At 46.1% G+C, this 18,038-nt stretch carries 17 protein-coding genes; 9 read left to right on the top strand and 8 right to left on the bottom strand.

The annotated features are described in order from the left end of the window. The 3 genes from F752_RS24415 to F752_RS0116475 form a co-directional block, all read right to left on the bottom strand. The coding region (locus tag F752_RS24415) for a JAB domain-containing protein (RefSeq protein ID WP_051049914.1) at nucleotides 1-556 on the bottom strand (556 nt) is incomplete at its 3' end. A 130-nt stretch (nucleotides 557-686) separates the two neighbouring features. Continuing rightward, nucleotides 687-938, bottom strand: a complete 252-nt coding sequence (rpsT, locus tag F752_RS0116480; RefSeq protein WP_017732849.1) for a 30S ribosomal protein S20 — start codon at nucleotides 936-938, stop codon at nucleotides 687-689. A gap of 231 nt (nucleotides 939-1,169) precedes the next feature. After that, nucleotides 1,170-1,646, bottom strand: coding sequence for a helix-turn-helix domain-containing protein (locus F752_RS0116475; RefSeq protein WP_017732848.1), 477 nt, complete (start codon nucleotides 1,644-1,646; stop codon nucleotides 1,170-1,172). Between the two features lie 491 nt (nucleotides 1,647-2,137). Here F752_RS0116475 and F752_RS0116465 point away from each other — a divergent pair, with 491 nt between their 5' ends. Next, nucleotides 2,138-3,307 carry a zinc dependent phospholipase C family protein gene (locus tag F752_RS0116465; protein ID WP_017732846.1) on the top strand — a complete coding sequence of 390 codons (1,170 nt, stop codon included), beginning with the start codon at nucleotides 2,138-2,140 and terminating at the stop codon, nucleotides 3,305-3,307. A 21-nt stretch (nucleotides 3,308-3,328) separates the two neighbouring features. Here F752_RS0116465 and F752_RS0116460 read toward each other — a convergent pair whose 3' ends face one another. Continuing rightward, nucleotides 3,329-4,009: an RNA recognition motif domain-containing protein gene (locus F752_RS0116460; RefSeq protein ID WP_152425169.1), complete on the bottom strand. Its 681-nt coding sequence runs from the start codon at nucleotides 4,007-4,009 to the stop codon at nucleotides 3,329-3,331. 190 nt (nucleotides 4,010-4,199) lie between these two features. After that, nucleotides 4,200-5,879 (bottom strand): energy-dependent translational throttle protein EttA, encoded by a 1,680-nt coding sequence (ettA, locus tag F752_RS0116455; RefSeq protein WP_017732844.1) that lies wholly within the window; start codon nucleotides 5,877-5,879, stop codon nucleotides 4,200-4,202. Nucleotides 5,880-6,037: 158 nt separating this feature from the next. On the opposite strand from ettA, the gene F752_RS0116450 reads away from it, so the two are divergent. Together F752_RS0116450 and F752_RS0116445 are read left to right on the top strand one after the other, a co-directional pair. After that, nucleotides 6,038-7,297 carry a DUF349 domain-containing protein gene (locus F752_RS0116450; protein WP_017732843.1) on the top strand — a complete coding sequence of 420 codons (1,260 nt, stop codon included), beginning with the start codon at nucleotides 6,038-6,040 and terminating at the stop codon, nucleotides 7,295-7,297. Between the two features lie 422 nt (nucleotides 7,298-7,719). Beyond that, nucleotides 7,720-7,941, top strand: coding sequence for a DUF2795 domain-containing protein (locus F752_RS0116445; protein ID WP_017732842.1), 222 nt, complete (start codon nucleotides 7,720-7,722; stop codon nucleotides 7,939-7,941). Nucleotides 7,942-8,130: 189 nt separating this feature from the next. On the opposite strand, the gene F752_RS0116440 is transcribed toward F752_RS0116445, so the two are convergent. Next, nucleotides 8,131-8,832 carry a 2-C-methyl-D-erythritol 4-phosphate cytidylyltransferase gene (locus F752_RS0116440; protein WP_051049913.1) on the bottom strand — a complete coding sequence of 234 codons (702 nt, stop codon included), beginning with the start codon at nucleotides 8,830-8,832 and terminating at the stop codon, nucleotides 8,131-8,133. Nucleotides 8,833-8,912: 80 nt separating this feature from the next. Further along, nucleotides 8,913-9,959 carry a tRNA preQ1(34) S-adenosylmethionine ribosyltransferase-isomerase QueA gene (gene queA / locus F752_RS0116435; RefSeq protein ID WP_026135796.1) on the bottom strand — a complete coding sequence of 349 codons (1,047 nt, stop codon included), beginning with the start codon at nucleotides 9,957-9,959 and terminating at the stop codon, nucleotides 8,913-8,915. A 138-nt stretch (nucleotides 9,960-10,097) separates the two neighbouring features. On the opposite strand from queA, the gene F752_RS0116430 reads away from it, so the two are divergent. Continuing rightward, nucleotides 10,098-11,345: an ABC transporter permease gene (locus F752_RS0116430; protein ID WP_017732839.1), complete on the top strand. Its 1,248-nt coding sequence runs from the start codon at nucleotides 10,098-10,100 to the stop codon at nucleotides 11,343-11,345. Between the two features lie 97 nt (nucleotides 11,346-11,442). On the opposite strand, the gene recA is transcribed toward F752_RS0116430, so the two are convergent. Beyond that, entirely contained in the window at nucleotides 11,443-12,471 is a 1,029-nt protein-coding gene (recA, locus tag F752_RS0116425) for a recombinase RecA (protein ID WP_017732838.1), read from the bottom strand. 607 nt (nucleotides 12,472-13,078) lie between these two features. Here recA and F752_RS0116415 point away from each other — a divergent pair. The 5 genes from F752_RS0116415 to F752_RS0116395 all read left to right on the top strand — a co-directional run bounded on the left by F752_RS0116415 (nucleotide 13,079) and on the right by F752_RS0116395 (nucleotide 18,028). Then, a complete protein-coding gene (locus F752_RS0116415; protein ID WP_017732836.1) occupies nucleotides 13,079-14,113 on the top strand; it encodes an aminopeptidase in 1,035 nt (344 codons plus the stop codon). A 37-nt stretch (nucleotides 14,114-14,150) separates the two neighbouring features. Then, nucleotides 14,151-14,939, top strand: a complete 789-nt coding sequence (locus F752_RS0116410) for a DUF3108 domain-containing protein (RefSeq protein ID WP_017732835.1) — start codon at nucleotides 14,151-14,153, stop codon at nucleotides 14,937-14,939. Nucleotides 14,940-15,088: 149 nt separating this feature from the next. Beyond that, the gene (locus tag F752_RS0116405) at nucleotides 15,089-15,778 is read left to right on the top strand and encodes a response regulator transcription factor (protein WP_017732834.1); all 690 of its coding nucleotides are present in this window, start codon (nucleotides 15,089-15,091) and stop codon (nucleotides 15,776-15,778) included. 143 nt (nucleotides 15,779-15,921) lie between these two features. Then, a complete protein-coding gene (locus F752_RS0116400) occupies nucleotides 15,922-17,019 on the top strand; it encodes a sensor histidine kinase (protein ID WP_017732833.1) in 1,098 nt (365 codons plus the stop codon). Between the two features lie 94 nt (nucleotides 17,020-17,113). Next, the gene (locus F752_RS0116395; RefSeq protein WP_017732832.1) at nucleotides 17,114-18,028 is read left to right on the top strand and encodes a M90 family metallopeptidase; all 915 of its coding nucleotides are present in this window, start codon (nucleotides 17,114-17,116) and stop codon (nucleotides 18,026-18,028) included. Nucleotides 18,029-18,038: the final 10 nt, after the last annotated feature.

The raw sequence follows: 18,038 nt of genomic DNA, 5'->3' as shown, positions 1-18,038 counted from the left end.
AAAACATAAAAAAAGTGGCCGGAATTTCTTCCGACCACTCATGGTGCTGCAGGGCGGCCTTAAAAATAATTTTAGGATCCGTTACTGTTCCCGAAACCCCGCCTGTACTACAGCGCTCCTTCCGAATTACCTGATTAGCCCTGTTCAGCATCAGGAGCCAGAATTCCTCGTGTGGCTGGTCCCAGAGTTCGGGCTTAATGGCATCGTAAGCATCCTGCGAAGAGGTAATTTTTGGGCGCTTTACGGGTGGGGTCTCCTTACGTCGCCGCCCCAGCTCAAGGGCCGCGACTATGCTGATGGCCTTGGCCTCGCCAATGCCTTTAAACTGCTGTAAATCTTTTATAGTAAGCTTTGCCAGCTGGTTAAGATCGTTGTCGGCCGACTGTAAAATAAGCTTGCAAACGTCTACTGCCGAAAGGGAGCGGGTGCCTGAGCCAATGAGAATGCCCAGTAGTTCTGCTTCAGAGAGCGAGGATTTGCCTTTTAGCAGGAGTTTTTCCCGCGGGCGGTCTTCTTCGGCCCAGCTTAATATTCCTAAACGCTGTTTCTCCTCCATGGTACTGCTTTTTAGGTAAAAGCCGGTGGAGGGGGCGAATGTTTTAATTGAGTAGGAGTGGGCAAAAAGCAAATAAGAAAAGCCCTGGCCGGAAAGGCAGGGCTTCAGGAATGGGAACAGAATAAGCAGACTACAGGCTTGCTACGTGCTTAGCCAGTTTAGATTTGTTGTTCGCTGCTTTATTTCTGTGAATAATGTTTTTCTTGGCAAGTTTGTCGATCATGGAAGCTACCGTCTTATAAAGCTCCTGAGCCTCTGCTTTATCTGCCGTGTTGCGTAGTTTCTTAATAAAGGTACGGGTAGTCTTCGCCTGGTATCTGTTACGCAGTCTCTTTGCTTCGTTTGCGCGAATTCTTTTCAGTGCTGATTTGTGATTTGCCATTTTATCTTAATTAGCTCTAATTTCTTGCTTTAAATTGAGTTTGCAAATGTAATACCTTTCTCCATAATTTCAAAGCAAAAGTATTTTATTGTAGGGGGAGTGCCAGTTGCTTGTTCCTTAATTATAATTAAATGATAGCGGTAAATGCATTTTAATGGAGAGGTGGCTTATTTGGGGGTTATTACAGGAAATTTTACTGCAGGGCGCGATACTCTTGCTAAACAGGTGGTGTTACTTTTTGAAAAGGCTGATGAGTTCCTGAATGGTGCTCAGCTCTGTCTGGATAATGACCAGTTCTTCCTGTTGCGCCTTTGTCAGGTGGAGCAGGCTCTCGCAATAATAAGCGCCCTTCTTTTGCTGGTCGCATAGCCCTTCCGGATTTTTTGATTTTGAAATAATAAATTCCTTTTCAATTTTTTCCAGCTCCCCTTTCCACTTTCTGATTACCTCAGGGCCGGAGGGTTTCGTCTGTACCGGTTTTTGGTCAATGCCGAAGAGTGCATCGATGGAAACACCCAAAATTTCTGCAATGGCCGGGAGTATTTGCGGGGGAGGCATGTGGAGCCCGGTTTCATAATTGGAAATGCTGGTGAGTGTCAGGTCTTTACCTGTAGCATCAAGAAGCTTCCGGGCAAATTCCTTCTGCGATATTCCCTTCTTTTTCCGGTATTTCTTGAAGTTGTTCCCGAATAATGCTTTATTTCCCAAATTTATTTTAATTTTTATACTTGCAATTTCAAGTTTTACTTAATATCTTGCATATAACAAAATAAAGCCTCTAAATATAGTTAAAATTAGAGAGAATGGCTCAGTCTTCCGCTTAAGATGATTTGAGTCGATCTTTATTTCGCAGGCAGTGTCAATTTTGTGTGTTTACAAGAGCCACGCTAAGTTGAATGAAGCTTTAAGTTAATTCTCCTGAGGGAGAAAGAGTTTAAGATATTTGCCTCTCCTTTATAGTTCCCGAATTCGGGCGGAAAAGGGAGGGACAAAAATAAAAAAAATGAGGATGCAGTTAACTAGGTTTCTAATTAGTTTTCTCGCCTGAAGTTTTGAAAGTTTTTTTCTTTTTATTGGTTAAAGTTGGAAATAGCTGCCTTGGTGTTTTTATGCCAGGGCAGCTTGTTTTATAGCCCTTCCGGTTTGCTATCAATCCATTAAACAAATCGACTTTTCTATAGGTTGCTATGCTAAAAAGCATGCAGCCCTTTCTGTATTTCTTCCTCTTTCTGCTGATCTGCAGCCAGTCTCTGGCAGCTGCTTCATTGCCTTATTTTAAAACTGATGGCTCCACAAAGGAGTGGCTGGAGGAGCCTGATAAAGCCCGATTGGGAAAGCCTTTCCCGGGGTCTGTAGATAATTTTCCTGCTTTTAAACCTTGGGTTCTTCGCTCCTCCTTCAGGGGTGGATCATTCTCACTAAGATCTGTTCATGCATTTAGCGAAAATGGATCTCTCTGGGGGTTTTACGCGCATCAGCTGATTAATCGCCTGGCAGTGTTTACTTTGCCGCCCGAAATGCTGCCATTTTACAAAATTCACATTCAGTACATTACTGAAAATGCGGTAAACCCCGATCGTCGCCGATATGCAGTGGAAGGAGAGGCGGAGCGGCATTTTATTGATGTTGATGTGTATGGTGACAGTGCTCACTATCAAATGCCGCGGTACTGGCAGCAGGCGGTGGAGCTTTATTCCGAAGATACTTTAAGAGCCTATGGTATTGTACCCTGGCATGTTTATCGTATGAAGCACTGGCTCACGAAGGCATTTCAGGAAAAAGATGTGGCGGAAATACTACGCCTTTCGGCCGATTTAGGTCATTACATAGCCGATGCACACGTGCCCCTGCATACGACGGTAAATTATAACGGGCAGCTCACTGGTCAGCGGGGAATCCATGGATTCTGGGAATCACGCCTGCCGGAAATATTTGCCGGTGAATATGATTTCTTTGTAGGTAAGGCGCATTACCTGCCTCAACCTCAGGAGGCGATTTGGGAGGCGGTAGTAATTGCACACGAAGGGCTGGACTCTGTGCTCACACTGGAGAAGCGGCTGACTTTAAGCTTTGGTGAAGATAAAAAGTTTAGTTTTGAGGAGCGTAACGGGCAAACGGTAAGGGTGTACAGCCGGGAGTTTTCTGAGGCGTACCAGGAGTTGCTGCAGGGACAGGTGGAGCGGCAAATGCGGGCGGCTATCAGAATGATTGGTAGCTTTTGGTACACAGCCTGGGTAGATGCCGGGCAGCCGGATCTTGCTACCTTGGTAGATGTGAAGCTAGATGCCGCGACACTGGAACAATTGCAAAAGGATAAAGCGGACTGGGGGTTTGGTGAGCATGTACTGGAGAGGGAAGAGGAGCGGTGAAAGGACTATCACCGCCACTCCTTAGAAAGAAATATTATTCTCAAGCGAATTGGTGCCGTTTTTATCATTAAAGAAATAGTAGGTAAGCGAAACGGTACGGCCTTCGTTGGTAATTTTGGATGCGGGATTGCTGGTTTCTTTTACCGGCTTCTCGAAAGTGTACTTGGTGGTGTATGACATATCCTCCAGCAGACTGCTGAGCATTACTCCATCGATAGAGATATCAATATCCGTTTCCATTTTGCGTTGTACCTGCTCCTCAATACCCAGTGTGTTGAGTCTTTTTAACTGTCCTCTTTCAAAAGCGAAGTAATCTGTTTTAGGTTCTTTGCTGTCATTGATTTCCTTGAGGGCCCGGTTGAGTGCTGCCACATCTTCAAACTCAAAAGCAATACCCAGCAGGCTGTTATTATTCTCGCGGATGGTTTTAACCTGGCTGATGCCTTCCTGTTCTTCAAGTTTCTGCCGGAGGTCTTCAAAGTTTATATCTACTTCTTCCATTACGTCCTGCTCGGAGGTTTGTTCGCCACTAAACTGTTCTGCTAAGCGGATGAGATTCTGCATCCCTTCCAAATCGACGGTTATAGCAAATTTACCGGAGCCATCGTTGCGCATGTAAATACTCTCCTGTATATCGAGGCAGGAGGTGGCCAGAAAAAGAATTCCTGCCAAAACGAGGGTTTGTTGAATCAATCTTTTCATAGGAACAAATTAAGCTGCTTTTAAGGTAGATGCAAGCCGGTGGAAAAAGGTTGCAGCCGGTTATGTAAAAAAAAGCCCTTTAGAGATATTTTTTCTCTAAAGGACTGATTTTGTGTGGCTTGTTGGATGGGGTGGCAGATGATATCCGGTGGTTTAACACTTCCTGCCCATCCTTCTAAACTGTAAAAGACTATGCCAGACTCTTATACTTCAGGCGGGTAGGATCTGCATCGCCCAGACGCTTCCGGCGGTTTTCTTCATACTGCGTATAGTTGCCGTCGAAGAATACGACCTGCGAATTGCCCTCGAAAGCCAGAATGTGTGTAGCTACCCGGTCGAGGAACCAACGGTCGTGCGAAATAATTACCGCGCAGCCGGCAAAGTTCTCAAGGCCTTCTTCCAGTGCCCGGAGCGTGTTTACATCGAGGTCGTTGGTAGGTTCATCGAGCAGGATAAGGTTGGCACCTTCTTTCAACGCCATCGCCAGGTGTACCCGGTTCCGCTCACCTCCGGAAAGTTTGCCTACTTTTTTGCCCTGATCTTCGCCGCTAAAGTTAAAGCGGCTTACATAGGCGCGGGAGTTTATTTCGCGGCCACCGAGCAACATCAGTTCCTGTCCGCCCGATATATTCTCCCATACTGACTTGTCAGAATCGAGAGAGCCGTGTTCCTGGTCTACGTACGCTACCTTTACAGTGGGACCTACCTCAAAAGTACCGGCATCTGGCTTTTCCTTGCCTGTAATAAGCCTGAAGAGCGTAGTTTTACCAGCACCATTTGGCCCGATTACCCCTACAATACCCGCTTGCGGAAGGCTAAAGCTCAGGTCTTCGAAGAGTAGCTTATCGCCAAAGGCTTTCGAAACGCCATGCGCTTCTATCACTTTGGTGCCAAGGCGTGGCCCTGGTGGTATATATAGCTCCAGCTTCTGCTCCTTCTCCCTGCTCTCCTCTCCCAGCATTTTCTCGTAGTTCGAAATACGGGCTTTGGACTTGGCGTGGCGGCCTTTTGGCGACATGCGCACCCACTCCAGTTCTCGCTGTAAGGTTTTCTGGCGCTTACTTTCGGTTTTTTCCTCTTTGGCTAATCTGGTTTGTTTTTGTTCCAGCCAGCTGCTGTAGTTACCCTTCCACGGAATGCCTTCGCCACGATCGAGTTCCAGTATCCAGCCGGCTACGTTGTCGAGGAAATAGCGGTCGTGTGTTACGGCAATAACAGTGCCTTTGTATTGCTGCAGGTGCTGCTCCAGCCAGTGTACCGATTCAGCATCGAGGTGATTGGTAGGTTCGTCGAGCAGCAGCACATCCGGCTCCTGTAACAGCAGGCGGCAAAGGGCCACACGGCGCTTCTCACCTCCGGAAAGATTGCCGATTTTTGCATCGCCGGGAGGGGTGCGGAGGGCATCCATGGCACGCTCCAGGCGGTTATCAAGTTCCCATGCATTGGCGGCATCGAGTTTCTCCTGAACTTTTCCCTGCTTCTCGATAAGCTTGTCCATTGCATCCGGATTTTCCATAACGGCCGGGTCGGCAAACTGAAGGTTGATTTCCTCAAACTCCTTCAGCAGGTTTACGATTTCCTGCACGCCTTCTTCCACAATTTCACGCACGGTTTTGTCTGGATTCAGTTGTGGTTCCTGTTCCTGCATGCCTACCGTATAGCCGGGCGAAAACACTACCTCGCCCTGATATTCCTTGTCCTTGCCGGCGATAATTCGTAGCAGAGAGGATTTACCCGCCCCGTTTAAACCCAGTACGCCAATTTTGGCACCGTAGTAAAAAGAAAGGTAAATATTTTTTAGTACCTGCTTTTTGGGAGGATATATCTTGCTTACCCCCGACATGGAAAAAATTATCTTTTCATTGCTCATGTATACTCGTTTTAAGCGTCAATATGCAAAAATAATCAAATTTGCTGCACTCTTTATAGGGAATTATTTATTTTGCGATTGGCTTTAAGTAAAGTTTATTTCTTCAGGAAGTCAAGCAAACTGCCCGCTTCCTGACTGTAAAATTAAATTGTTTCGACGTGAGTGAAAATCAGTACGGGATTATCCGTGATGGTAAGGTGTACCGGAAGGCCCTGGAAGGCTTCCCGGAAAAAGAAATTGGTGAAGTAAAAGATACGGAGGAGGCTGCACTGGAGTATTATGAGCAGCGTTTTCACCATCTGGAAGAAAAAATTAACCAGATGGAGCAGGATGTGCATGCCACCAGCAATAAAGGCTCGTACCTGATGAAACTTCTGCACTGGAAGGAAACCTTAGCAGATTATGATGGACTAGGTGATTTTCCGGCCCTTTACAGGAAGCTGGAAGCACTGGAGGCTCACATACAGGAAACAATAAGCCAGAACCGGAAAAGAAACCTGGAAATAAAAACTGCGCTCCTGGCCGAAGGGGAGCAGCTACAGCAGGTAAGCAACTGGAAAGCTGCCTCTGAATTTGCAAAAGATTTAAAAATGCGCTGGCTCAAAACCGGCTCACTCGACGCAGACTATCAGGAGGCTTATGAGGAAAAATTTAATTCCCTGATTAACGACTTCTTTGAAAGGCGTAATGCTTTTTACGAGGACCGTAACAAGATGATGAACGAGCGGGTAGAGCAGTATCAGGCGCTCATCGAAAAGGCCCGTCAGTTGGCGAAAAATAAACCAGCCCCGGAGGCAGCGGAAGGAATAAAGGCTATACAGGTTGAGTGGAAAATGCTGGGCCAGGTGCCGGCACCGAAGCGGGCCGAGTTATGGAATGAGTTTCAGTCGGTAGTGAAACCTGTTTTTGCTTCTCTTAAAAAGCAGCCTGCGCCCGCTAAGCGTTTTCAGCAAAAGCCAAAACCAGAGGTTTTAAACGCTAAAAAAGCGTTACTGGAGAAACTGCAGGCAATTAATGAAAAAGATAAGGATGCGGCTAAAAAAGTACAGCAACTGCAGGAAGAATTTAAAAACCTCGGGTTTAGTGGCGGGGCTGAGGGGGCGGTAAATGATGCTTTCTTCCGTACGCTTGGCCTGATTAAGGAAAAGCAATTTCTGCACAAACTGGCCCAGGCTAAGAGCCGCGATTTTTCAGAAAAGGATGAGAAGGAAATGATCCGACTAAAACTTCGCTTGTTGCGCGACCTGCTGGGGCGGGATGAAAGGGAGCTTCAAAACTTTCGTGAGAACCTTGCCAGCCTGAATACAGGTAAAAACCGGATTAATAAAATGATGGATGCAAAACTGCGGATGCAGGAGAAAAAAGTGGAGGTAAAGCGCCTTCTGCAGGAAGAGCTGCAGCAGCAACTTCAGGAATAGCTTTGAGCGGTAGGGAGTTTTGTTCCTTTGGCGCATCTTGAACAACTGTTAATCGGGGTAAAGACTATAGGTAAACACAGGTTTTCTTACATCGGCAAATTTACTTTTACAAGCTTAAAGTTAAAGAGCAGGATTTCAGCAAATCCTGCTCTTTTTAGTGTTAAGGGCTGTTAAAAGAAAATATACTGACTGGTTTTTATTTCTCTTTCGAAGAAAACCATTCGTTTTTGTGCTGTTTATTGCCTGTGCTAAAAGCAGATATTTATTTTTTTTGGAACTTTTTTGTAACGTAAAAATTTTATCACGTACAAAAATGTATATTCGCGGCTGAAAGAGAAAGCCGTTCGTTTAGACAGAAGGTAGAAGTAAATAGACTTTAATTGCAGTAAATAACCGCAAAAAACTTAATATAGGAGAGAATTATGTATTGGACACTAGAATTAGCTTCATATCTGGAGGATGCTCCATGGCCAGCCACTAAAGACGAACTGATAGATTTCTCTATCCGTTCAGGTGCTCCGATGGAGGTAGTAGAAAACCTGCAGGAGCTGGAGGATGACGGCCAGCCTTATGAAAATATTGAAGAAATATGGCCGGACTATCCGACGAAGGAAGATTTCTTCTTTAATGAGGATGAGTATTAAAAAATTGCTGATGTACAGGTGCAGGACTGTTTGCTGGTGAGCTGAATTTTGTTCAGAGACCGGCCACCTGGATTTGCTGTTAGTAGCTTTGGCGATTTAGCAGTAATCCTTGTGGTGCATAGTCCTGTGATGTGCGTTTGGCACCTGGTAGTAAAATGATAAACAAAGCTGTAGGGTCCCGGAGGGATTTTACAGCTTTTTTCTTTTCAGGAGGCTTTCGGCCAGCAGCATATCTTCCGGGCTGGTAATCTTTATATTATCATAACTCCCCGCCACCAGATACACTTTACTTCCTGCTGCTTCGGCTACGCTGGCACAGTCTGTAAAGTGCCTGCTTTCTTCCTGCCTGTAAGCCTTTTTTATGAGGCGGGCCTGAAAGACCTGGGGCGTCTGCACGAGGCAGAAGCTGCTGCGGTTCTCTGCCTTGCTTCCCTCTTCCGACATCCGCCGGATAGATTCTTTTAATGGAACCGTGGTAATGGCAGCGCCTTTATCTGCGGCAGTAGCATACGCCTGCTCCAGCATTTCCTTTTGTATGAAAGGGCGAACACCATCATGTATCGCAACCAGCGATTCGGGCGGAACCAGTGCCAGTCCCTGGCGTACAGACTGAAAGCGGCTGTTCCCTCCTTCCACGATGGCATGCGGAATCTTGATGTCGTATTCCTTCCTGATTTCCTTCCAGCGGCCAGTTTCGGCTGCAGGGAGTACCAGCACAAGCTGAATTGACGGGTTGATGGCGTGAAAAGCTTCAATGGTATGGAGTAGAACCGGTTTATTGCCCAGCAGTAGGAACTGTTTAGGGATATCGCTTTGCATTCGCGAACCGCTTCCGCCTGCTACAATAAGGGCATAGAGGGATATTTGAGAAGTAGCGCCGGAAAAACTCATAAAATTGCCGATGAAAAGGGGTGAAAAAATAAAGAGCCTCAGCAGGATAGGCTGAAGCTCTTTAAAATTTATTTTAATGCTTAAACGATTAACATTGCATCGCCATAGGTAAAGAAGCGGTATTTTTCTTTAATCGCTTCCTGGTAAGCCTTCATAACAAGATCATAGCCGCCAAATGCACAGGCGACCATCAGCAGGGTAGATTCCGGCATATGGAAGTTGGTAACCAGAGCATTGCATATTTTGAACTCGTACGGAGGGAAGAGGAACTTGTCAGTCCAGCCTTCGGTCGCTTTTAAGCGGCCGCCTGCCGATACGGAAGACTCCAGAGACCGCATAGAGGTAGTGCCAACGGCGCAAACACGGCGCTTATTGTCTAATGCTTCATTAACCACCTGTGCGGTTCCTTCCGGCACGATAAAGTTTTCAGAGTCCATCTTGTGCTTGGTCAGGTCTTCCACATCTACCGGGCGGAAGGTGCCCAGGCCAACGTGCAGGGTAATTGGCTTCATATGAATTCCTTTCAGATCCATGCGCTTTACAAGGTGCTGCGTAAAGTGAAGTCCGGCTGTGGGGGCTGCTACGGCACCGGTATGTTCTGCATAAATCGTCTGGAAGCGCTCCCGATCTTCAGGCTCCGTTTTACGCTTAAGCTCTTTCGGTAGGGGTGTTTCGCCTAAAGAATCAACTGTTTTGTAGAATTCCTCGTCGCTGCCATCGAACAGGAAGCGAATAGTGCGGCCTCGGGAGGTGGTATTATCGATAACCTCGGCCACCAATTCTCCATCGCCAAAATAAAGTTTATTGCCTACGCGGATTTTTCTGGCGGGATCTACCAGTACATCCCAGAGGTGCATTTCCTTATTAAGCTCACGAAGGAGAAAGACCTCGATTTTTGCACCTGTTTTCTCTTTATTGCCATACAAACGGGCCGGGAAGACCTTGGTATTATTCGTTACCAGTACATCGCCTTCGTCGAAATAGTCAATAACATCTTTAAAAACCTTATGTTCAATCTTCCCGCTGTCTTTGTGGACAACCATTAATCGCGACTCATCCCTGTTTTCTGCCGGATATAACGCTATTAAACCTGCGGGCAAATCGAATTTGAATTCTGATAATTTCATAGATAAATTTATCGTCTGAGGTTCGGGTGTAGCAATGCTAAGTTATGCTATATTAAAGCTCGCAAATTTAGTGATTTGTTTTGATATACCATTAAATTTGTCCTATTTATTAAGCTTTGCCATTTAAACATTTCCCCTGTGATTGTAATAAAATTAGTTCTGGAAAGTTTTCGTTTTGCCTGGAATGCTATCCGGAGCAATTTGCTGCGTACTACCTTATCGCTGCTGGGGGTAACCGTTGGCATTTTTGCGATTATTGCCGTTTTTACCGTTGTCGATTCGCTCGAGCAGAGCATTAAATCGAGCCTGAGCTTTTTAGGGGATAAAACAATTTATGTGCAAAAATGGCCCTGGATTTTTACCGAAAATTACGAGTGGTGGAAATACATCAGCCGACCGCAGCCTACTTACGAAGAGTATGAGTTTTTGCATGAGAATGTCGATGAGGCGGTAGCCGTAAGTATATTCGCTAACCGGCGTACCACCATGAAGCATGCCAGCAACAGCATTTCAGGGGTAAATGTATTTGGTGTTTCCTTTGATCATAACCAGGTGGTGGAAATTCCGGTAGAGAAAGGGCGTTATTTTACTCCCCAGGAAGCAGAGCGGGGGGCGAATGTCGCCGTAATTGGTAAGAATATTGAAGAGGCGCTTTTTCCCAGGGGAAATGCCATTGGTAAGGAAATGAAGGTGAAGGGACAGCGTTACCGTATTATTGGGGTAATGGAAGCCCAGGGAGAAAGCCTGCTGGACGGCCCCAGTAATGATGATAATGCCTTTGTTCCCTTCCGTTCCTTTACAAAAATGTATTACAGTGGGGCCTACGATGGTGTAGGGGCCACCATCGGAATAAAAGGCCGGGAGGATGATCCTGGCCTGGAGCAGGTGGAGGCAGAGGTAAAAGGATTAATGAGGCAGCGGCGGGGCCTGCGCCCGCGGGAAGAAGATAATTTTGCCCTTAACCGGCCTCAGATGTTTGCCGATTTTGTGAGTGGCATCTTTAGTGTCGTTACCCTGGTGGGAGGTATCATCGGCAGCTTCTCTATCCTTATCGGCGGATTTGGTATTGCCAATATTATGTTTGTTTCGGTGCGGGAGCGGACGGGCATTATTGGCATTCAAAAATCTTTGGGTGCTAAAAATTATTTTATCCTGTTCCAGTTTTTGTTTGAAGCGGTATTTCTGAGCCTGATTGGCGGGCTTGTTGGCCTTGGGTTGGTTTACCTGATTTCCTTTGTGCCCCTGGGTCCGCTGGAGCTGGTGCTTACCTTGGGCAATGTTTCTATTGGAATGGGATTGGCCATTATCATTGGAATTGTATCAGGCATCATTCCTGCCTGGAAAGCGGCTAAGATGGACCCTGTATCGGCTATTCGAATGGCTTAAACCTGAAGGACTCCCTTCTAAAGTAAAACCCCCGGCTGAAGAATCAGTCGGGGATTTTATTTTCTGTAAATAATCGGGTAAAGCTAATTGCTTCGAATTACTGTGCAGCCGGAATAGGCTCTTCCAGGTCTTCGCCTTTAATCTTGGCGCGGATCTTCTTCTCCAGCTCTTCCATTAGCTCAGGGTTGTCCTGAATAATCTGCTTAACGGAATCGCGGCCCTGCCCGAGTTTATTATCATTGTAGGAGAACCAGGAGCCGGCCTTCTTGATGATATCAAGCTCAACGCCTATGTCAAGAATTTCACCTACCTTAGAAATGCCTTCGCCGTACATGATGTCGAACTCTACCTGCTTAAATGGAGGGGCTACCTTGTTTTTTACCACCTTCACGCGGGTACGGTTACCGGTTACATTGTCGGCACCTTCCTTTATTTGTCCTATCCGACGGATGTCAAGGCGGACAGAGGCATAGAATTTAAGGGCGTTACCACCGGTAGTAGTTTCGGGATTACCGAACATTACACCAATTTTCTCACGCAGCTGGTTGATAAAGATGCAGGCACAGCCGGTTTTGTTAATAGCACCGGTGAGTTTACGCAGGGCCTGGCTCATCAGGCGGGCCTGTAAACCCATTTTGCTTTCACCCATTTCGCCTTCAAGTTCTGCCTTTGGTACAAGAGCAGCCACGGAGTCGATAACAATTATGTCGATAGCGCCGGAGCGGATGAGGTGCTCTGCAATTTCAAGAGCCTGCTCTCCGTTGTCGGGCTGAGAAATCAGCAGATTTTCTGTGTCGATTCCCAGCTTTTCGGCATATACGCGGTCGAAAGCGTGTTCGGCATCGACAAAGGCGGCAAGACCGCCTGCTTTTTGTGCCTCGGCAATGCAGTGCATGGTGAGGGTTGTTTTACCACTCGATTCCGGACCGTAAACTTCAACAATACGGCCTTTGGGAATTCCGCCAATGCCTAAGGCGATATCAAGCCCAAGAGAACCGGTAGGGATGGCCGGTACGTCCACGACTTTACCGTCGCTTAACTTCATAACGGCACCTTTGCCATAGGTCTTTTCCAGTTTATCAATGGTAAGCTGGAGGGCTTTGAGTTTTTCTGAATTTTCGCTCATGAATTATAAATAAGAAATCTGAAAACAAAACTAAATTAATTAGCTAAAAACAATGCTCAATATGCTAAAGGGAGCAATTGTCTGTTCTTCATTACAAGGATATTCCTGCACTAAAAGTTTCAGAATTACTGCTTAATTTCAGCTTATTTTGCTAAAAATATTCGTATAAAAAATGCGGTTTTCCTGAAATTTTGGCACTTTGTACGATGGCATGAAATTACTAAAAATTTTACTAATATCCACTATTTGCTTAACTTTTTCACTGCCTTTTTTAAGGATGCTGCTGCAATACTCCTGCAGGCCATTTCTGAAGGATCAAAATGCTTGAATAAATTTTCCTGTTGTCTCATCTTTCACTCACAAAGTGGGGTTGGTGGCGTTGGAGGAACAAAAACAGCTGGAATTTTGATAAGAATGAGCGTAAATATTCGTTATTTGGCTTTATGGCCGCAATATTGCTGAGGTTAATCTGCAGGTCTGGCTCTTGCGGAAGGGTAGAAGAGGGGGAGGATGAGTAACTTGAGCGCGGGGCAGGAAGTTTAAAACTAATGTTTTTGTAGCTGGCAGTGCATAACTTTTAAGTTAGGAATATGAAAAGAAGTTTTCGATGAGGAGCATCATTCGCAGGGTTTTATTAGGTCTTTTACTGGTAATGGTGATTCTTGTTGTGTGGCAGTGGCCTTTAATCAACTATGGCATTATGCAGGGAAAAGGGCAGTTTGAGGTGCTTTGGAATGCCCGCGATGTGGAGGAGGTGCTGAAAGATCCGCAGGTGCCCGATAGTCTTAAACAAAAATTACTGCTGGTGCAGGAGGTGCGCGATTTTGCAGTGGACTCTTTAGGGGTGAGTGAATCGGAGAATTATACCACCTTATACGACCAGCAGGGAGAGGATATTTTGTGGGTGGTTACGGCTGTTAAGCCTTACAGCCTTAAACAGAAACAGTGGACTTTTCCGGTGGTAGGGACGGTTTCGTACAAAGGGTATTTCGATTATGAACGGGCACTAAAGGAGCAGGCGGAGCTGGCTGCCGAGGGTTACGACACTTATTTGCGAAGTGTGGGAGCCTGGTCCACACTCGGCTGGTTTCAGGATCCTATCCTGAGTAATATGCTGTTCAGGGGGGATGGGAATCTCATTAACACCATTATACATGAACTGACACATGCTACTATTTTCGTGAAGGATTCGCTCGATTTCAACGAGAACCTCGCCACTTTTGTAGGGCATGAAGGGGCTTTGCGCTTTATTACCCATAAATGGGGGCCTGATGCTGAACTACTGGAAACCTATCAGGAAAACTACAGGGGTCGCCACCTGTTTAGTGAACATATGCTGCGGGGGCTCCGGCAGCTGGGGCGCTTGTACGAAAGCTTTCCGGAAGGAATGCCGGTAGCGGAAAAAGAGGCTGCCAAGCAGGACCTTATTAATGAAATTATTGCCAAAACAGATACTTTGCCGATAGAAAATGCTTCCGGCTATCGAAAATATCTGGAAGAGAAAGAACCAAACAACGCCCTTTTCATGTCGTACGATAGGTACCGTGGTGAACAGGAGGCTCTGGCGAAGCAATTCGAAGAGCAGTTTGATGGAGATATTGAACAACTGCTCGAGTATTATAAGGAGCAGTTCGGGCGGTAAAAAGGATTTCTGGTATACAAATTGTTGGAGTGTAGGTATGAACAGGCTGATTTTATTTTTATTTCTTTTGATAACCCTTTCTTCCGGCGCTGCTGAAAAGGACTACCGTGTTATTCCGTTCGAGTCTTTTGGCGAAGGCGAAGTAATGAAGTACCGGGTGCACTACGGGTTTGTAACAGCCGGCGAAGCCACCATGGTGGTCGATAATAAGCTTTACCGCCTCAATGACAGGCCCTGCTACAGAATAGATGTGTTTGGCGAAACCACCGGTCTGGCCGACGGTCTTTTTTCGATTGATAATAACTGGGGGACTTTTCTTGATACGGCAGCTGTTATTCCGCATAAATCTTATCAGTTTATAAAAGAAGGGGGCTATCGAAGAAACCGGATAGTTGATTTCGACCAACAGCAAAGGCTGGCCCGCTTAAATAAACTCCATAAAGAAAGCCGTGAATTAGTAGAAGTGGAGGAGTACGAGGTGCCCCAAAATGTGCAGGACATGGTAAGTGGCTACTACTACCTTCGTACCCTTAATTACGATAAAATGAAAGAGGGCCAGATTATTGCCGTAGACGCTTTCTTTGATGGAGAAATCTATGACTTTAAGGTTCGCTACCTGGGTAAGGAGAAGATAAAAACCAGGCTGGGCAGGAAACGGGCTGTAGTGCTGGAGCCTATTATGCCCGATAATGAGGTTTTTGAGGGAGGAAACCCCATAAAGGTCTGGATTTCGGATGATCAGTATAAAATTCCGTTAAAGGTTCGTGCTAATTTGCTGGTAGGAGCTGTTGAGGTCGATATTAAGGAATTCCGGCCGGGCAGGTAGTGAATGGCCGGCGATGGTTTAAGAAATGATTAAGCCGGTGTAAATAAAAATTAATATAGACCCTATTTTTTGATAGCCCTTAAAAAGGTTTTATTTTAACCGGCAGAAAGCAGTGATATGCTGCGCTTGTTCACTAAATCCTGATAATAATGGGAAGTAAGCAAAACTACAAAATTCTTGTAGTGGACGACGAACCGGACATCCTCGAAATTCTGCAGTACAATCTTGAAAAGGAAGGCTATGGCGTAAGGGTGGCTGCCAATGGCCGTAAAGGGGTCGAAGAAGCGCGCTCTTTTCTGCCGGACCTTATCCTGCTCGATATTATGATGCCCGAACAGGATGGTGTTGAAACCTGCCGGCAAATCCGGGAAATTCCCGAGCTCCAGAATGTCTACGTTATTTTCCTGACAGCCCGCGCCGAAGAGTATTCCGAAATAGCTGCTTTTGAAGTGGGGGCCGATGATTACATTGTAAAGCCCATTAAGCCACGGGCGCTCATGAGCCGGATCAGTGCCCTTTTCAGGAGGGAATCGAAAAAGAAAAAGAGTAGCAGCAAAATCAGCATAGGCGATTTAATTATTGACCGGAATAGCTATACCGTCAGTATTAAGGATCAGCAGGTAGTGCTGCCTAAAAAGGAGTTTGAATTGCTGTACTTCCTGGCCCAGCATCCACAAAAGGTCTTTAGCCGCGATGATCTTTTGCAGAATATCTGGGGCTCTGATGTGTATGTGCTGGCTCGTACCGTAGATGTGCATATCAGGAAGGTTCGTGAAAAAATTGGAGAAGGTTTTATTACCACCGTTAAAGGAGTGGGGTATAAGTTCGAACTGAATTAATTCGTTTTGAGTCATTAGCCGGGGAAACGCCTTTATACTCTTGCAGCCGGTTTCGGGTTTAAGGTTGCGGGTGTTAAACATTATCTCTTCTCTCACCTCTACTCGCACATGACTCCATACTCATCACTAACGACTAATATTTTATGCTGCTAAATGCCAGGGCCGTTGCTATACTGCTGGCGGTATGTATTGCCACCATCACAACGGCTTTCTTATCGCTGACAGAAGGGGTGTCGCAAATGGCACTCTTGGTGGCATTTATGCTGGCTTTTGGCTCTTCTTACCTGCTTACCTTCATTACCCTTGAGTTTTTTATTTTTCGGGAGATAAACCGAATCTACGAAGTGCTGAATAAGCTACGGGAGCAGGAATATGCCTTTACCGATGAAGGAGCAGGCCCATCTTCTAACCCGCTCAAACGTATTAATCAGGAAATTTACTCCTATGCCTCTGATAAGCAGCGCGAAATTGAAGAGCTGAAGCGGATGGCTGCCTTCCGCCGGGAGTTTCTGGCCGATGTATCGCACGAGCTAAAAACACCCATTTTTGCAGCCCAGGGCTATATCTATACGCTGCTCGATGGAGCGGTAAAAGATAAAACTGTCCGGACTAAATTTTTGAAGAAAGCAGCCAAAAGCCTCGATGGGCTTGACCTGCTGGTGCAGGACCTGCTGACGCTGTCGCAGCTGGAGATTGGGCAAATAAAAATGCACTATGTGTACTTCGACCTTATTCGTATTATCCGGGATGTTTGCGACCAGGTAGAGGGGAAGGCAGAGAAAAAAGAGATAGTCTTACGCTTTGATGCAAATATGCCCGAACAGTTATGGGTATGGGCCGATAAGCAGCGAATTCACCAGGTGATAATGAACCTTATTTCCAATGCCATTAAATATTCGAAGGAGGAAAGTGAGGAGCCTTCATGGGTGGAGATAAAGGTAGAAGAAGGTCGCCACAGGGTAAAAGTGTCGGTATCAGACAACGGGCGCGGCATTCCGCAGGAGCACCTGAACCGTATTTTCGAACGCTTTTACAGGGTTGAGAAAAGCCGTTCCAAAGGGAGTGGCGGTACTGGTCTCGGTCTGGCCATTGTTAAGCATATTCTGGAGGCCCACAAAAGCAGAGTAGAGGTAAAAAGTGTGGTGGGAGAGGGAAGCACCTTTAGCTTTAAGTTGAAAAAGAAGAAGGAAGTGGCTGCCAAACCGGCGGAAAAGCAGGAGTTGATAAAGAAAGACGAATAAAGACGAATAAAATGAAGGGCCGGAACGAAACTTTCCGGCCCTTTTACGTTTAAGCACCTTTATGAGGCTATATGCCTGAAATTAAATCAATCATATGGAAGGAGTAATTGCCTTTGTGCTATTTATTGGTCTGCTTGTTTTTATTTTTTATCGCTGGTCTACGCGTAAAGAACGCCGGCGAAAGAAGCTGGTTAAAAAAGATTTTCCGGCAGAATGGCGAAAAATACTCCATGATCAGGTAGGTTTTTACCTGACGCTTGATGAGGAAGGAAAGCGGAGGTTTGAAAGAGGAGTGCAGGTTTTTTTATCAGAAAAGCGAATCATTGGCCTTAAAACCAGGGTAGATGAAGAGAGCAGGGTGCTGATAGCCGCCTCGGCTATAATTCCGGTCTGGGGTTTTAAGGACTGGGAATATCCGAACCTGGCCGAAATATACCTGACTGATGGAGCAGTTAGTACCCATGAATTTAAGGAAGATGGCCGGGACCACACTAATATTGTGGCCGGACAGGTAAAGCCCAGGGGTGGCAGCCATACCGTTACCCTCAGTAAGTCAGCATTAATCCAGGGTTTTAAAAACATGGCCGACCGCAAGAATGTAGGTATCCATGAGTTTACACACCTTATCGACGGCCAGGATGGCTCCACCGACGGAGTGCCCGAAAGCCGCCTGCCCGACCACCTCGTAGAGCCCTGGGCCAAGCTGATGTACCAGAAAATTGAAGAAATTAAGAAAGGGGATAATAACATCAATACTTATGGAGCTACCAGCGAAACGGAATTTTTTGCAGTGGTATCGGAATATTTCTTTGAAAAGCCGGGTAAACTGCAGGAGCGGCACCCGGAACTGTATCGCATGTTAACCAAAATTTTTAACCAGAACCCCCGTAAACGTTTTCCAAAGAATTTCCGCGAGCTGCTCAAGCCTTACGGAAGTAAAACGGGCAGGAATGATCTCTGCCCCTGCGGTAGTGGCGAAAAGTTTAAGCATTGCTGTGGTGCTAATTAAAGAAGTGTAG

The organism is Nafulsella turpanensis ZLM-10 (assembly GCF_000346615.1).
Lineage (GTDB): Bacteria > Bacteroidota > Bacteroidia > Cytophagales > Cyclobacteriaceae > Nafulsella > Nafulsella turpanensis.
This window is presented reverse-complemented; position numbering and strand designations above follow the sequence as displayed.

Excerpts from the sequence above, each read along its gene's own strand:
- rpsT (WP_017732849.1), bottom strand. The coding sequence starts at position 938 with ATGGCAAATCACAAATCAGCACTGAAAAGAATTCGCGCAAACGAAGCA.
- F752_RS0116465 (WP_017732846.1), top strand. The coding sequence starts at position 2,138 with ATGCAGCCCTTTCTGTATTTCTTCCTCTTTCTGCTGATCTGCAGCCAG.
- F752_RS0116460 (WP_152425169.1), bottom strand. The coding sequence starts at position 4,009 with ATGAAAAGATTGATTCAACAAACCCTCGTTTTGGCAGGAATTCTTTTT.
- ettA (WP_017732844.1), bottom strand. The coding sequence starts at position 5,879 with ATGAGCAATGAAAAGATAATTTTTTCCATGTCGGGGGTAAGCAAGATA.
- F752_RS0116445 (WP_017732842.1), top strand. The coding sequence starts at position 7,720 with ATGTATTGGACACTAGAATTAGCTTCATATCTGGAGGATGCTCCATGG.
- F752_RS0116440 (WP_051049913.1), bottom strand. The coding sequence starts at position 8,832 with ATGAGTTTTTCCGGCGCTACTTCTCAAATATCCCTCTATGCCCTTATT.
- queA (WP_026135796.1), bottom strand. The coding sequence starts at position 9,959 with ATGAAATTATCAGAATTCAAATTCGATTTGCCCGCAGGTTTAATAGCG.
- recA (WP_017732838.1), bottom strand. The coding sequence starts at position 12,471 with ATGAGCGAAAATTCAGAAAAACTCAAAGCCCTCCAGCTTACCATTGAT.
- F752_RS0116415 (WP_017732836.1), top strand. The coding sequence starts at position 13,079 with ATGAGGAGCATCATTCGCAGGGTTTTATTAGGTCTTTTACTGGTAATG.
- F752_RS0116410 (WP_017732835.1), top strand. The coding sequence starts at position 14,151 with ATGAACAGGCTGATTTTATTTTTATTTCTTTTGATAACCCTTTCTTCC.
- F752_RS0116405 (WP_017732834.1), top strand. The coding sequence starts at position 15,089 with ATGGGAAGTAAGCAAAACTACAAAATTCTTGTAGTGGACGACGAACCG.
- F752_RS0116400 (WP_017732833.1), top strand. The coding sequence starts at position 15,922 with ATGCTGCTAAATGCCAGGGCCGTTGCTATACTGCTGGCGGTATGTATT.
- F752_RS0116395 (WP_017732832.1), top strand. The coding sequence starts at position 17,114 with ATGGAAGGAGTAATTGCCTTTGTGCTATTTATTGGTCTGCTTGTTTTT.